The organism is Bacillus sp. FJAT-44742 (assembly GCF_002797315.1).
Taxonomy (GTDB): domain Bacteria; phylum Bacillota; class Bacilli; order Bacillales; family Marinococcaceae; genus Thalassorhabdus; species Thalassorhabdus alkalitolerans.
In genome coordinates, this window is the sequence record NZ_KZ454936.1 from 906,324 (window position 1) to 921,081 (window position 14,758).

Annotated in this window: 15 protein-coding genes and 1 riboswitch; all 15 genes read left to right on the top strand. The window is 42.9% G+C overall.

Going from position 1 to position 14,758, the window contains the following annotated elements; all coding sequences use genetic code 11:
• Positions 1–112 precede the first annotated feature (112 nt).
• The 15 genes from CEF17_RS04675 to CEF17_RS04745 all read left to right on the top strand — a co-directional run bounded on the left by CEF17_RS04675 (position 113) and on the right by CEF17_RS04745 (position 14,710).
• A complete protein-coding gene (locus CEF17_RS04675) occupies positions 113–844 on the top strand; it encodes a class I SAM-dependent methyltransferase (protein WP_157842925.1) in 732 nt (243 codons plus the stop codon).
• Positions 845–923: 79 nt separating this feature from the next.
• A riboswitch (cobalamin riboswitch) is annotated at positions 924–1,118 on the top strand.
• Positions 1,119–1,348: 230 nt separating this feature from the next.
• The gene (locus CEF17_RS04680) at positions 1,349–2,362 is read left to right on the top strand and encodes an ABC transporter substrate-binding protein (protein WP_100400795.1); all 1,014 of its coding nucleotides are present in this window, start codon (positions 1,349–1,351) and stop codon (positions 2,360–2,362) included.
• Positions 2,343–3,383: a FecCD family ABC transporter permease gene (locus tag CEF17_RS04685; RefSeq protein WP_100398496.1), complete on the top strand. Its 1,041-nt coding sequence runs from the start codon at positions 2,343–2,345 to the stop codon at positions 3,381–3,383. Before CEF17_RS04680 ends, CEF17_RS04685 begins: the two co-directional genes overlap by 20 nt.
• A 22-nt stretch (positions 3,384–3,405) precedes the next feature.
• The gene (locus CEF17_RS04690) at positions 3,406–4,881 is read left to right on the top strand and encodes a heme ABC transporter ATP-binding protein (protein WP_100398497.1); all 1,476 of its coding nucleotides are present in this window, start codon (positions 3,406–3,408) and stop codon (positions 4,879–4,881) included.
• Positions 4,881–5,837, top strand: coding sequence for an adenosylcobinamide-phosphate synthase CbiB (gene cbiB, locus CEF17_RS04695; protein WP_100398498.1), 957 nt, complete (start codon positions 4,881–4,883; stop codon positions 5,835–5,837). Before CEF17_RS04690 ends, cbiB begins: the two co-directional genes overlap by 1 nt.
• A complete protein-coding gene (locus CEF17_RS04700; protein ID WP_100398499.1) occupies positions 5,824–6,900 on the top strand; it encodes a pyridoxal phosphate-dependent aminotransferase in 1,077 nt (358 codons plus the stop codon). The genes cbiB and CEF17_RS04700 overlap by 14 nt, the downstream gene beginning before the upstream one ends.
• The gene (locus CEF17_RS04705) at positions 6,885–7,460 is read left to right on the top strand and encodes a bifunctional adenosylcobinamide kinase/adenosylcobinamide-phosphate guanylyltransferase (RefSeq protein ID WP_198508882.1); all 576 of its coding nucleotides are present in this window, start codon (positions 6,885–6,887) and stop codon (positions 7,458–7,460) included. Before CEF17_RS04700 ends, CEF17_RS04705 begins: the two co-directional genes overlap by 16 nt.
• Positions 7,457–8,230 (top strand): adenosylcobinamide-GDP ribazoletransferase, encoded by a 774-nt coding sequence (gene cobS / locus CEF17_RS04710; protein WP_100398501.1) that lies wholly within the window; start codon positions 7,457–7,459, stop codon positions 8,228–8,230. The genes CEF17_RS04705 and cobS overlap by 4 nt, the downstream gene beginning before the upstream one ends.
• Positions 8,188–8,793, top strand: coding sequence for a histidine phosphatase family protein (locus tag CEF17_RS04715; RefSeq protein WP_100398502.1), 606 nt, complete (start codon positions 8,188–8,190; stop codon positions 8,791–8,793). The genes cobS and CEF17_RS04715 overlap by 43 nt, the downstream gene beginning before the upstream one ends.
• Positions 8,745–9,176 (top strand): bifunctional adenosylcobinamide kinase/adenosylcobinamide-phosphate guanylyltransferase, encoded by a 432-nt coding sequence (locus CEF17_RS04720; protein WP_100398503.1) that lies wholly within the window; start codon positions 8,745–8,747, stop codon positions 9,174–9,176. Before CEF17_RS04715 ends, CEF17_RS04720 begins: the two co-directional genes overlap by 49 nt.
• Position 9,177: 1 nt before the next feature.
• Positions 9,178–9,750, top strand: a complete 573-nt coding sequence (locus tag CEF17_RS04725; protein WP_100398504.1) for a cob(I)yrinic acid a,c-diamide adenosyltransferase — start codon at positions 9,178–9,180, stop codon at positions 9,748–9,750.
• 111 nt (positions 9,751–9,861) lie between these two features.
• Positions 9,862–10,782: a VanW family protein gene (locus CEF17_RS04730; RefSeq protein ID WP_100398505.1), complete on the top strand. Its 921-nt coding sequence runs from the start codon at positions 9,862–9,864 to the stop codon at positions 10,780–10,782.
• A gap of 204 nt (positions 10,783–10,986) precedes the next feature.
• Positions 10,987–12,492 carry a spore germination protein gene (locus CEF17_RS04735; protein WP_232725416.1) on the top strand — a complete coding sequence of 502 codons (1,506 nt, stop codon included), beginning with the start codon at positions 10,987–10,989 and terminating at the stop codon, positions 12,490–12,492.
• A gap of 17 nt (positions 12,493–12,509) precedes the next feature.
• Positions 12,510–13,601: a GerAB/ArcD/ProY family transporter gene (locus CEF17_RS04740; RefSeq protein ID WP_100398506.1), complete on the top strand. Its 1,092-nt coding sequence runs from the start codon at positions 12,510–12,512 to the stop codon at positions 13,599–13,601.
• Entirely contained in the window at positions 13,598–14,710 is a 1,113-nt protein-coding gene (locus CEF17_RS04745) for a Ger(x)C family spore germination protein (RefSeq protein ID WP_100398507.1), read from the top strand. The genes CEF17_RS04740 and CEF17_RS04745 overlap by 4 nt, the downstream gene beginning before the upstream one ends.
• Positions 14,711–14,758: the final 48 nt, after the last annotated feature.

Consider the following 14,758-nt stretch of genomic DNA (forward strand, 5'->3'; position numbering starts at 1 on the left):
TTTGGCACGGTATAAAGAAGGGAGAGGGCAGCACAGGCTGAAAGCTCTCTCAGTCTTTGTCCGATGACACTTACAAGCTCCATACAAAAGTTCAGGGAAAGGAGTGGGCACATTGACAGAATGGTACGAAGAAAGCTTTCAGGAAGACTATCTGAGAATTTATGATCACAGGGATGAACAAAAAGCAGCTCGGGAGCTTGAAGCATTAATGTCCTATATTCCTCTTCAAAAAAAGATGACAGTGCTGGATCTGTGCTGTGGTCATGGACGCCATTGCCGCTGGCTTGCCCGTAAGGATTTTGACGTCACCGGGGTCGATCTCTCAGCTGTTTTATTGAAAAAAGCGATTGACTTGACGAGTGACCTTCCTATTAAGTACATGCGTGCGGATGTAAGAAATATTCAATTTAACAATGAATATGATGCTGTATTTAATTTATTTACAAGTTTTGGTTACTTTCCGGATGATGAAGAGAATGAGCTTGTTTTTAAAAATGCTTATCAAGCATTAAAGCCTGGGGGATGGTTTTTATTTGACTATTTAAATCCTGAGTATGTTACGAAAAACCTGATAGCAGAGGATGAATCAAATAAGGACGGCCTGCACATCAGGCAGCAGCGGAAAATTGACAAGGGGTTTGTTACGAAAACGATTACGATTCACGATAATGAATCAAAAAGAGAATACCTTGAACGAGTGAAGCTTTATTCTGCAGATGAGCTTAAACGTATGCTTGAAAGCAGCGGTTTCACTATTCAATCTCACTTTGGGGATTATGATGCTTCTCCTTACCAATCCGCCACATCTCCTCGACAAATTTTTATTTGCCATAAGGAGAAATAAAGGGAAAATGAAAAAAATGCTGAAAAATCATCTTTTCAAACAAAAAATATCCTGTATACTTTGAATATGGAGAAAACAAAATACCGTTCACATCTATGGTCAATTTCCTATCAAGGGAAATGTTAAAAGGGAAGCCCGGTGAAAATCCGGCACGGTCCCGCCACTGTATACGCGTGGAAAGCCTATCAAGCCACTGTCTGCTGCAAGCAGGTTGGGAAGGCAGGCTGGTCCAGAACGTGGAAGTCAGGAGACCTGCCTTAGATGAATATATGCCATGCCTTCGAGGAAAAGGTGGAAGCAGACGTGATAACTGCCTTACGGCTGTCTAACAGTGACTTAGGTTATACACATGTATGCTCTCCTTTTGAAAAAGGGGAGCTTTTTTGCATCTATAGGATGTTAGTAACCATGGGATAAGAAAAGCTGCCGTATCGAGTCCTTTCACCATTTTAGAGAAAGAACGGAAATGAAAAGGAGAGACAAAGAGTGAGAAAACAATGGGTAATGGGTACGTCACTACTTTTAGTAATGAGTTTAGCAGCATGCGGAGAGACAGAGGATACAGGAGAAGAAGCTGCCGAGGATACGACTGAAGAATCTATGGAAGAAGAGACAGCTGAGGAGCCGCAAGAAGACACTGACACCGACGGAGAAGTCGGTGCAGAAGCCGATTTTCCAGTGACGATTGAAGATGCAGTTGGTGAAGAGGTTACAATTGAGGAAGAGCCTCAAAGAATTGTCAGCTTGATTCCGAGCAATACAGAGACTGCTTTTGCATTAGGAGCCGGAGATCGCATTGTGGGAGTTACTGACAACGATACATACCCCGAAGAAGTGAATGATATTCAGAGTGTAGGCGGGATGGAATTTGATGTGGAAACCATTTTGTCATTAGAGCCTGATCTTGTTCTGGCTCATGAGTCCTCCGCTCACTTCAGTGAGGAAGGTTTCAATCAATTGCAGGAGGCAGACATTACCGTTTTATTTGTAAGTGAGGCTTCTGGTTTTGATGATGCTTACGATTCGATTGAAATGATTGGTGCGGCCACAGGGACATATGAGGAGGCTGAAACGCTTGTAGCTGAGATGCAGGAAGGTGTTAATGATCTCCAGGAACAAGCCCAGGAAATATCCGAGGATGAAAGACAAACAGTCTGGCTTGAGGTGGGGCCGGCTCCAGAAATATATACTACTGGCACAAACACCTTTTTACATGAGATTCTGGAAATGATCAATGCTGAAAATGCTGCCCAAAATGAAGAGGGGTGGGTTCAGTACAGTGAAGAAGATGTTATCGCCTTAAATCCCGATGTGATCATTACAACCTATGGTTTTTATGTGGAAGATCCTGAAGAAGAAATTCTCTCACGATCGGGCTGGAGTGATATTCCAGCTGTAGAAAATGAAAGAATTTATGATGTACATGCAGATAAAGTTACAAGACCAGGACCTCGTTTAGTAGACGGTGCTGAAGCAATTGCTGAGCTGGTTTATCCTGATGTCTTTAACAACGAATAAAAAAAAGTGGGCTGCTTATGGAGGGAGTGTTCTCTTCCTTTTTGCAGCCCTTATTATTGGTATTTCAATTGGCAGTATTGGAATTCCTTTTTCAACGACAGTGATAGTTCTTCTTCAGGAAGGTGCCGGAATACCACTAGGCGCTGAAATCGATTCCGTTACGCGAAACATTATCTTGGATATCCGTCTTCCTCGCGTAACTCTTGCCCTTTTGGTAGGGGCATCTCTAGCCATGGCAGGATCTGCTTTTCAAGGGTTTTTAAAAAATCCCCTGGCAGATCCATTCACACTGGGTGTATCATCCGGGGCTGCTCTTGGTGCTGTGATTGTTCTTTTTCTTGGGCTTTCTCTCCCGCTGATTGGAGCTTTTACTCTTCCTTTTGTCAGTGTGGTCTCCGGATTTTTGACTCTTTTTCTAGTACTGTTTTTTGCCAGGATTGTGCAAAAGAATTTAGCTACAGAAACTATTATTTTAGCGGGAATCATATTCAGTTCATTTCTAGGATCGTTGATGTCTCTTTTGATTGCATTAACAGGTGAGGAACTTCGTCAGATCATTACCTGGCTGATGGGCAGTGTATCAATGAGAGGGTGGAGTCATGTCTTTCTTATGCTTCCTTTCTTTATAGCGGGAGCTGTTATACTGTTTGCAAACAGCAGAGAGCTGAATGCAATGGTTTTTGGTGAAGAGACAGCTAAAACGTTAGGAGTAAATACAGAAGCAAGAAAGATTTCCATCTTACTTGGAGCATCCTTGTTAACGGGGTCAGCAGTAGCGGTCTCAGGAACGATTGGATTTGTCGGGCTGGTTATCCCTCACCTGGTCCGTCTGTTGTTTGGAGCTGACCACCGTCATCATTTACCGTTATCGCTACTGATAGGAGGGGCATTTCTCGTATTAACAGACATGGCAGCAAGGACTCTGATTGCCCCGACGGAACTCCCTATTGGTGTATTAACAGCAATCATTGGTGCTCCTGTTTTTGGATTGCTTCTCCTGAGAGAACGCAAAAAGCTTTAAGCAGAAAAGGAGGTGCAGAAACGTGCTGACGATTGAACATATCTCCGGTGGTTATACAAATAAAGAAGATGTCGTAAAGGACATTAACCTTAACATTAACAAAGGGGAAATCTTTGGAATACTAGGTCCAAATGGAAGCGGAAAGTCCACGTTATTAAAAATCCTTCATGCCGCCCTTCCTTCCTCTTCAGGAAGAGTTCTTCTCGGTGACAAGGATATTATGGATTACTCCTCGAAACAACTGGCTAAAAAAATGGCGGTACTTCCCCAGCATGCAGAGACTGCCTTTTCCTATAGTGTCAGACAGGTTGTTGAGCTTGGGAGATATCCTTATCAAAAGGGGTGGCTTGGTTTAACCACATCAGCTGATGAAGAAGTCATCCACCAGGCAATGCAGGAAACGAATGTCCTTCACTTTGCGGAGAAGCCTGTTAGCCAGTTAAGCGGCGGTGAGAAGCAAAGAGTAATGCTTGCCAGAGCGCTGGCACAGGAACCAGATATACTATTGCTTGATGAGCCTACCAATCATTTGGATGTTTCTTTTCAAATGAGCCTGCTCGACACGCTGAAAAGCTGGACACGTGAAAAAGGGTTAACAGTAGTGGCAGTTCTCCACGATTTAAATATGGCTTCTATGTATTGTCACAGAGTGCTTCTCATGGATAAAGGGAAAGAAAAGGCTCTCGGTCCCCCTGCCAAGGTGATGGAAGGAAATCTGCTGGAGGAAGTTTACGAAACGGCCATTACACGAAAGGAACATCCGGATGTTCCCAGCCCCCTTCTTTCACTTACTCCTAGTAAAGAGGAGAGATCTATGAACGTGCTGACAAATATTGAAAAGAAGACAACTGAGGAAATCATTCACCTTACTGTCCCGTTTCCCTTTAAAACTTGTTCTTCAGCAGTTATCGGATCAGGAATAGGATGGGCCAGCCATTTTGTTAACCGGCACGTCCCTTATGATTATTATTGTGATAATACGGAGGAAGAGTTTCGTCAATTCTTACAACAAAGAGGTATTGACGATGCAGATACTGTAGGGATGATGACCGCAGCTGTTCTGAAAGACGCCGCCTTCCGCAGATTTTCTACTGAGGATGCAGATTTGCTGATCCTGGTCACGGCAGGCACCTCTAATGCCGTTGATGCGGCTCGAGCACATACTCATCAATCCGTTAAAGAAACAGCGGGCACAATTAATATGTGGGTGTTTATAGACGGCACGCTTCCTGATGCCGCCTTTGTTCAGGCTTTAATGACCGCTACGGAAGCGAAAGCAAAATCTCTGGCAGACTTTGGGATACTGGATGAGAGAACAAAAACGATTGCGACAGGCACATCTACGGACAGTATCGTGGTGGCGGCAAGCCAGCAGGGCAGAACCCATGAGTATGGGGGAACGGTTACGCCTCTTGGCCGCCAAATCGGAAGAGGGGTTTATGAAGCTGTGACAGAATCGCTTTCTTCCTATTTTCGCAGGAAGGAAACAATGGCTTGATGATGTATCATTTGATGGCACTGACCGGAGCGGTGCTGCTTGATCGTTTCCTGGGTGATCCTCATTCAAAAGCGCACCCGGTGGTAGTAATGGGTACTCTAATTTCTTTTTTAGAAAAGAAATTAAATAAGGGCACTTTTTTAAAAGCCAGAGGGGGAGTTCTCCTTTTTATTGTCTGCCTTTGTACCCTTGGTGTCATTTCAGCCGCTGTTGTTGCCGCTTACAGCATCCATCCAGTCGTTGGTGTACTCACTGAGAGTGTGCTGATTTGGCTTGCGATCGGACAGAGAAGCTTAGAAAAAGCGGCTGAAAATATTGCCAAGCCTCTAAGAGAGGGAAACACTAATGAGGCTCGGAGACAGACTGCGATGATCGTTTCCCGGGATACAGAGACGATGCAAGAAAAGGATATGGTAAGGTCGGCTGTGGAGAGTGTGGGCGAAAATACGTCTGACGGTGTAACAGCGCCTCTCTTCTATGCCCTTATTGGAGGAGCTCCTCTTGCTTACCTTTATCGTGCCATTAATACATGTGATGCAATGGTCGGTTACAAAACAAGCAAATACCTTCATTTTGGCTGGGCAGCTGCCAGGGCAGATGATCTGGCAAATATTGTTCCGGCACGGCTGACTGCTTTATTAATGGTGATAAGTGCTGGCGCTGGCAAACCACTCTCTACTTTCGAAAGCATGAAAGGAACCATGAGAGATGCAAAGCTTCATGACAGCCCAAACAGCGGGTATGGGGAGGCAGCCATAGCATACATACTAGGCGTTACTCTTGGCGGGGATACAATGTATCACGGTAAAATGGTATCCAGACCTCATTTTGGCAGGGGAACAAAAGAACTTGCTCCTGATCGAATTTTAGAAGCCGTTCATATCATGAAAAAGACAGTAGCAGTATTTATACTTTTTTGCTGGTTAATAGGAGGAGTTGTCTATGCATTGGCCTGAACACGGAGCGATGCCAAATGAATTAGCCAGAAGACTTGGTACCTCAGTACCCCAGGACATTCTTGATTTCAGTGTAAACACGAATCCCTTTGGACCACCTGATTCGTTTAGAAAGTTATGGCCGTCCTGGATGGAAGCAGCCTTTTATTATCCTCACCCCCAGGGCGAGGATGTAAGAAAGGCTGTAGCAGAAGCTGCAGGAGTAAGGAAAGAGGAAGTGTTAGCTGGCAACGGGGGATCGGAGATTATCTTTCTTCTTGCCCGATTATATAAAGATAAAACCGTACTCTTAATAGAGCCTTCCTTTGCAGAATACCGCACGGCTTTAGAGGCAAACGAAGCAAGGATTAAAACAATCATGGCCCAAGAAGAAAACCAGTGGCAGCCTTCCCTGCATGATTTTCTTGGGGCACTTTCCAGTGTTGATGCCGTGTTCTTTTCTCATCCCAATAACCCCACTGGTGTTTCCTATGGGGAGGAACTGCTGAGCAAAATGTTTCAAGCCTGTCATGATAGGGATATTGATATAGTCTGCGATGAAGCATTTTACGATTTTACCGTTAATCATCGCCATTTATTATCCTGGAGACACAGCTTCCCCACCCTTATCATTATCCGTTCAATGACAAAAATGTTTTCAATACCCGGGTTAAGAGCGGGGTATCTGATTGCTTCACCTGATAAAGTAAGACAAGCAGAGAAGCTTATGCCTGCATGGAGCGTGAATAATATAGCGGGTTGCGCGATAAAACAAGCATTCAAAGAACAGAGTTTTACAGATGCATCAGTAAACATGATTGCCACAGAGCGTGAGCGGGTGAAAACCAATCTGGAAGAAATGGGCTTTGTCATTTCTCCATCAACTGTAAACTATTACCTGCTTCGAGAAGACCCTACTAAAGATTTATTACCTTTGATTACCTTTCTTTCCGAGAAAGGCATTCATGTGCGACACACCTATAATTTCTCTGGATTGAATGGGAGCTACATACGAATGGCAGTAAAAAAGAAAGAAGAAAACGACCGTCTCTTGGCAGTCATGCAATGGTGGAAAGAGCGATGATGACTTTCATTTGCGGAGGTGTCAGAAGCGGAAAAAGTAAATTTGGCGAGGGATTGGCAGAAAAAGAAGTGGACAGGGACGGAAGGTTGATATATGTAGCTACTTCAAAAATAACAGATGAGGAGATGAAGAGCCGGGTTGATGAACATCAAGCAAGGAGAGAAGGAAGTGTCAGGAGCTGGGAAACGATCGAAAAAGCAAGAAATCTTCATGAATGCGTTCCACTTGTTACCAAGAGAGACACGGTTTTTCTCGATTGCATCACCACTTGGCTGAGTAATGAGCTATTTTACAGTCATAGATCAGTTCAAGATGCTCTGCCCGTAGATGATGTCAAGGAGCGCATGATGAACGTGACTATAGATCTGAAGAAAAAGAGCAGGCACTTAATCTTAATTAGTAATGATATTTTTCAGGCACCGGTCCCAGATGATCCGTTTGTTTATCAGTATATGGCGGCTTTAGGAAGGCTTCACCAACAGCTCATACGTTTGGCAGATAATGCGTATATGGTGGAACATGATATGCCCCTTTTAATGAAGGGAAGGAACAAAGAATGAGGTGGTACAAAGGCATGATTCTTGCCTTAAGCTTTCTAACGGTTATCCCGGCCGGAAAGAGAGTGGATTGGAGTACAGCTTCAGCCAGGAGGTCTCTTCCCTTTTTTCCCCTTATTGGTGCATGTATTGGCGGGACAGGCGCGTTGTTTTATCTGATTGCTTCTCCATGGCTTCCTCCTGCCGTCACCGCTTTTTTCTTGCTGGTTATCATGGCTGGGCTAAGCGGCGGTCTTCACCTTGACGGCTGGATGGATGTCAGTGATGCGGTAGGCTCACGGCAGGAGAAAGAAAAGAAAATGAAAATAATGAAAGATCCCCACGTCGGGTCTTTTGCTGTCTTATCAGTAGTTTTCCTTCTTGGGGGAAGATTTCTTTTTCTATATGAAGCACAAGGGTTATTTACTTGGGAGCTTTTCTTCCTCCTTATTTGTATTCCTATGCTGGCAAGAGTCTCAATGGCTTGCTTATTGTCTCTTGCTCCGTTAGCTTCCCGTCAAGGTCTGGCTGTCTGGTTTCGCACAGAAATAGAAAAGAAAGATGTACTCGCTGCTGTGTTTCTTGCCTTTCTTCTACTCCTTCTGTTTCCTTTGTCTTTAGAATTGACTTTCCTGTTATGTATTACAGTGACTGGAGGCTATGTGTTGGCTTACTTCTTTTTTAAGAGACACTTTGGCGGAGTAAATGGAGATATGGCAGGAGCATTATGTGAAGGGACGGAAACGTTATTATGGATGACACTCGTTACATTTGGATACTTCGCCATGGTCTGACAGACTACAACGAACAGCGGAGATATTGCGGCTGGAGCAACCCTTCGCTACAAAGCAGCTGGGAGCCTTCCTCAAACCTGATAAAAGAGCTGAACCTCCCTTCCTCATGTCTTCTTTTCTCCAGTGACCTTTTGCGCTGCCAGGAAACAGCATCAATGGTTTATCCTTGGAAGAAACCAATCATTGATCAAGGCTGGAGAGAAATCCATTTTGGCACGTGGGAAGGGAAAACATATGAAGATTTAAAAGAAAATCCCAGGTACCGTCAATGGCTTAACGACCCGTCACTTGTTTCCCCCCCTGGAGGAGAAACATTATCAGCTTTTCATTTCAGAATTCAGGAAGCATGGGAGACTGCATGGAACCACGGAGCAGAGAACACAGTGATTTTCACACATGGAGGCGTCATCAGAGAGTGGATCAAGGTGGCTGCAGATCAGAAATCTTCTTTGTGGCACATCCCCTATGGTGGGGGGATTAAGGCTTCTTTTCAAGAAAGAGAAGGGGGGAGAGTATGCATTTCATTACAGGTGGTGCCTTCAACGGAAAACGACAATGGGTAAAAGAGACGTACTTGTATGAATCACAAAGGGAGTATGTATGGGCATGTGCATACGATGGCGACAGTCTTTCTTGTGATGATTCTTCTCAAGACATTATGATATTAGAAGGAATGGAACATTGGATGAAACAGTGTGCTGGGAATTATGGGGCTGTGCTTAGCAGCATAGAGCATTGGCTGGAGTGGGAAAGAAACAAAGAAGGAAGGCTGTTACTTATCATAGGCACGGATATAAGCAAAGGAATTGTCCCTGTTGATGAAGAAGATAGAAGGTGGCGTGACGAAACCGGCAGGCTCTATCAATATATGGTGAAAAAGTCAGAAAAGGCGTATGTATTATGGTTTGGTATAGGAAACCTTTTAAAAGGAAGGGAGAAGGAGTAATATGAAATTATATACAAGAACTGGTGATAGCGGCCAAACAAGCATTATTGGCGGAAAAAGAGACAAAGACCACATCCGTGTTGAAGCCTACGGGACTTGTGATGAATTAAATTCATTTGTTGGAAAAGCAGTGAGTGTCATGGATCCTGAACTGTTCCCTGATATTGTCCCTGAACTGATGAAAATTCAACACGAATTGTTTGACTGTGGCGGAGATCTTGCTACCGTAAACGAAAAAGCCCCTGTAAAGGTTAAAAGTGAAATGGTATCTTCCCTTGAAGACAGAATAGATGAGTACATTAAGGAAGCTCCTGAGTTAGAGCGCTTTATTCTTCCCGGGGGTTCGCAGGCTGCAGCAGAGCTGCATGTATGCAGGACTGTGGCAAGAAGAGCAGAGCGTATAGTAGCTGGATTAAAAAAAGAAGAAGATATTAACCTGGAGGTATTAAAATATTTAAACCGCCTGTCTGATTACTTCTTTGCAGCGGCCAGAGTTGCAAACTTCCGTCTTTCTGTTCCCGATGTGGAATATGAAAGAAGTGCGATTGTTTTTCGAGGAAAAAATAAAAAATAAACAAAAACAGGTGAGCCCCCTTTCTCACCTGGTTTTTTTATGGTCTTATTTTTCTCATCCCTTTCATAAAGTGAAGAGGAGAAAGCAAACTTTAAAAAAAGAGGGAGATCTATGAAAAAGACGATCTTAGCTGGCAGCATCTGTTTTGTGGCCGCAGGTATTTTCGTTCAGCTTTTTCAAGAAGAAGCACGTGAGATAAGCTTTGCAGCCAGTGCCGAGAATTCTGCGGCGCTTATAAAAGCTCCATATATGTGGGAGATCAAGGCAAAGGAAAAAGGAAAAACCCTGGAATCATTTTTACTCCACGAATATGGTTACCAGCCAGGAGATAAATGGGAAAGAAATAAGCTGAATGCGTTTTTGAAAGAGCTGGACAAATTAGTGTATGAACCAGCAAAAAACCCTGGGTTGACAGAAAATGGGGAAGTAGTCGAAGGATCTCCTGGAAAAAGATTGAATAAAGAAGAGACTCAAAAAACTTTATTACAGATGGATTTTGATGAAAATGTCCTGGAAATCACCGTGGAAGAGATTCAGCCGCTGCTTAAGCCAGAAGACCTCAAGGGGATAACAGATAAGAACTTAGGAAGCTTCACTACATATTTCAATGGCGGTGACGCTGGACGCTCTGAAAATATTAATCTTTCCGCAGAAAGCCTTCACTATCATATTGTTCCCTCTGGTGAGGAATTCTCTTTTAATGATGCTGTAGGGGAAAGAACGGAAGACAAAGGATATCAGCCGGCAAAGGAAATTGTTAATCAGCAATTTGTATGGGGTATTGGCGGAGGGATATGCCAGACCTCAAGCACACTATTTAATGCTGTAGATCAAGCGGGTTTAGCCGTGACCGAGAGACACACTCATTCCAAAGACATTGGGTATGTGCCGCCTGGAAGAGACGCTACCGTATCCTGGGAAGGACCTGATTTTAGGTTCAAAAATTCAAACGAAGCTCCTATTCTCATAGAAACAAAAACAAATAAAAATCAAGGGGAACTGACTGTAAATATTTTATCATCCTCAAAATAATAAAAAAGCAAGAAAAAGCAAGCCTTCGTTTATTCATCCAGAGAAGCAGAAGCTAAAGGACTTCCATCATAGGGGGTCCTTTCGCTGTTTGTTATGAAAAAAATTTAGTTAGAAAAAGTATCTCACTCAAGGTTATAAGAATAAAGAAACGAGCCTTCTCTCATACTAAAGAAATGAATAGAGAACGGAGAGGAGGGGTATCCCTTGTTTCTTCAAAGGTTTTTTAAAAGAAAACAGCCGGGAGAGCAACGGCCTCCAGAGAGCATAAAAGAAGGATTAAAGCGCCATGAGCTTCAAAGTAATGACTTTAAAAAGCAGCCGGTTTATACCTCATCAGGGTTCATTTCCCTTTATTATTTTGAAACGCTGACTGCTGAAGAAAAAATTCAAAATAATATTATTCTGCCCTTAAAGGAGAAGAATTGGAGTACTTACGAAGATATCTCAAACATTGTCTCTGTTGAAGAGACTTCTATAAATGTAAAGTTTACAGACATTGAAAAGGCTTTATTAGAAGGGTCTGTATTTATTCACAAAGAAGAAAATGACGCAATTGGGCTTCTGGCAGGTGTACCTAACATACAAGAAAGAGACGTTGGACCGCCGGAAGTTGAATTTAGTGTAGCTGGTCCCCAGGAAGCGTTTGTAGAAACTTTAGATACCAATATTCATTTAATTAGAAAACGCCTTCCTGTTTCTACTCTTTACATTAAAAAGATGGAAATCGGTTCTCTCACAAAAACCTCAGTTGCTGTTTTATATATAAAAGATGTAGCTGATGAAGACAATGTCAATACAGTCATTCAGCGTATTTCTGAGCTGGAGACTGACCAGGTTCTTGACAGCAACAGTCTGGCTCAAATGATTCAGGATCATACGTACTCTATTTTTCCTCAGTTTATTAATACAGAAAGGCCCGACCGGGTGGCTGCTGCACTGACAGAAGGTAAGGTAGTATTTATGGCCAATGGGTCACCAGAAGGTATCACGACCCCTGCTACCTTAATAGAATTTTTCTCTTCGCTGGAAGATTACTACCTTCCCTGGCAGATTGCATCGTTTGTCAGGCTTCTTCGTTTTGCTGCTGTTTCATTTTCAGTCCTGGCTACTCCTGTTTATGTGGCTGTTTTAACATTTCATTATGAACTTATTCCAAAAGAATTATTAACAACCTTGGTTCTATCTCGCAGTAATATTCCCTTTCCTCCAATTATTGAGGCCATATTTCTGGAGTTAACCATTGAGCTGTTACGAGAGGCTGGAGCAAGGCTTCCTACTAAGGTAGGACAGACGATTGGTATCGTAGGAGGGATTGTAATTGGTCAAGCCTCTGTAGAAGCAGGTCTGACGAGTAATATTCTCTTAATCGTAGTGGCACTGGCCGCACTGGCTTCTTTTACAACCCCAGTTTATCAAATGGGTAATACGATCCGTGTGATCAGATTTCCATTCTTGCTTGGGGCCGTCTTAATGGGAGGCATTGGAATTGTAGTCTGCCTTATGTTTACGATTGCTCACCTCATCAAGCTTAATTCCCTTGGGCGTCCCTATCTGGCTCCCCTTTATCCTCTAAGGCTGAACGATTGGAAAGACGCATTTTTAAGGCTTCCTTTTAACAAGCTGACAACGAGGCCTCAACAGAGCAGAACAAAGGAACGGCAGAGGATCCCTTTCCAAAAAGCAATGCAAAAAAAGGATATTGACGAGTAAAAAGGAGGACAGGCTGTATGAATTATGAAATAAAAGAACAGTTTAAAGTTGGTCCTCCTATGGTTTTTTTTCTTATTCATGGAATGCAGGTGGGAATAGGGGTGTTGGGCTTTCAGCGCATTGTCATCGAACATAGCGGGTACGATGGCTGGATATCAGTAATAATTGCGGGAATAGGGATTTCTATTATTCTTTCGATGATCTACAGTATTTTAAAAAGAGGAAATACTGACATTATCGGTATTCATCAGACTCTTTTTGGAAAATGGTTGGGCGGATTGTTGAACCTTATTCTGATCACCTACTTTGCCGCACTTGCGATCCTCGTTTCCAGAACATATATCGAAGTGGTGCAGGTGTGGATTTTTGAAGATATGCCGCCAATAATATTAACGGTTATCACAGTCATTTTCTTTTATTACTTAATATTAGGAGGATTCAGGGCAGTGGTAGGATTGTGTGTGTTTGGAGTCATCCTGCCAAGCGTAATGTTTTTTGTTATGCTTTTGCCCCTTGAATATGCCCATTTTATTAATTTGCTCCCGATCTGGAAGCACAGCGTGGAAGAAATCCTCTTAGGATCTAAGGATACGACCTTAACTTTTTTAGGAGTAGAATTTCTGCTAATGTTTTACCCGTTTATTAAAAATGCCCCCTCTTCTTTAAAGTGGGCACAGCTGGGTCATTGGGCTACTGTTTATACATATACGACCCTGATGATAATAAGCCTGGCTTTTTATAGTGAAGAACAGCTTAACCGTACGATTTGGGCAACACTCACTCTTTTAAAAGTAATAGAGCTTCCCTTTGTGGAAAGGTTTGAGTATATAGGTATTTCTATCTGGATGATTATCATTGCCCCAAATATCGGCTTGGCTTTCTGGGCGGCAAGCAGGGGCCTAAAACAAATGTTTCCCATAAGGCAGCGCTATGCCCTTTGCTTTTTTCTGCTTGCTTTGTTAATTATAAATCCACTTCTGCAAAGCAGAGAAGCTATCGGGAACTTTAATAATTATGTATCGAATTTTGGCTTTTACTTTCTGGCTGTGTATATACCAATCTTGTTTGTTACTCAGTTGATCGTAACGAAGAGGAGCAAGAAACCATGATAAAAAAAATATTTACTTTCTTTATTCTCTCTACTGTCATTTTTCTTACTGGGTGCTGGGAGACAAGAATTCTTGATGAAATAGCTCTTGTCCAGATTGTAGCATTTGATCTTGATGAAGGAGAAGGGGTCTATGAACAAACAGTCGGGTTTCCTAGTTATTTTGAAGCCGGAGAGGAAGGTCAGCTCGAAAACGTGACATTAAGCTCAAGAGGGAGAAGTCCAAAGGAGACACGCAATGAACTTACCAGGGACTGGCAAAGGCCCCTTCGGTACGGGCAATTGAGAATACTTGCCTTTAGTCAGCACCTGGCAGAGGGTGAGGGAATAAGTGCCTTTGTAGAAAGCTTCTATCGCGATCCGAGAGTAGGGAATCAGATTCACCTATCTATTATGGAAGGAGAAGCTAAAAAGGCGATTGATACAGACCACACAGGGGCCAGGGAAAGAGTGGGCATGTACTTTGCTAATTTAATTGAAGAAAATGAAAATGCAGAGAACATTCCTCGCTCAAATCTCCACAGCTTCTTGTTTGATTTCCATAGTGATGGAAAGGATGCATACCTTCCCTTTCTAAAAACAGTAGAAGACCGAATCATTGTTAACGGACTAGCCCTTTTTGACGGGGAGAAAAAAGTGGCTCATTTAGGCCCTGATGAGTCGTTTATTTTTAAAATGATACTTGAAGGGTCACACAGCGGGAACCACACGTTTGAGGTGAAAAGAGATGGAGTCGATGTCACCCTTCATTTAGATAATATTCATTCCCGGGTGAGGTATGAGGAGGTAAAACGGAATCCTCATCCCCATTATGTGGTACAATTGGATGTTAAAGGTGACGTGGATGACTTTATTGGAGAGGTTAATTTAGAAAATGATCAGCACTTAAAAGCTGTCGAAGATTCCATAGCTAATCAGATTGAGGACACAGGTGAGCGTTTGATCAACTATTTTGTTGATTTGAATATTGATCCATTAGGCTTTGGAGAACAATACCGAAGCAGGACAAGAGACTGGGATCCGAAGGAATGGAAAGAGACCAAATATCCTTTATTAACTGCTGAAGTGAAGGTGGATGTAAATATTCTTCAATTTGGAGCGACAGATTAAAAAGTTCTACAAGGAAAGTGAAGTGCATACACTAATCTCAGTTTGTGT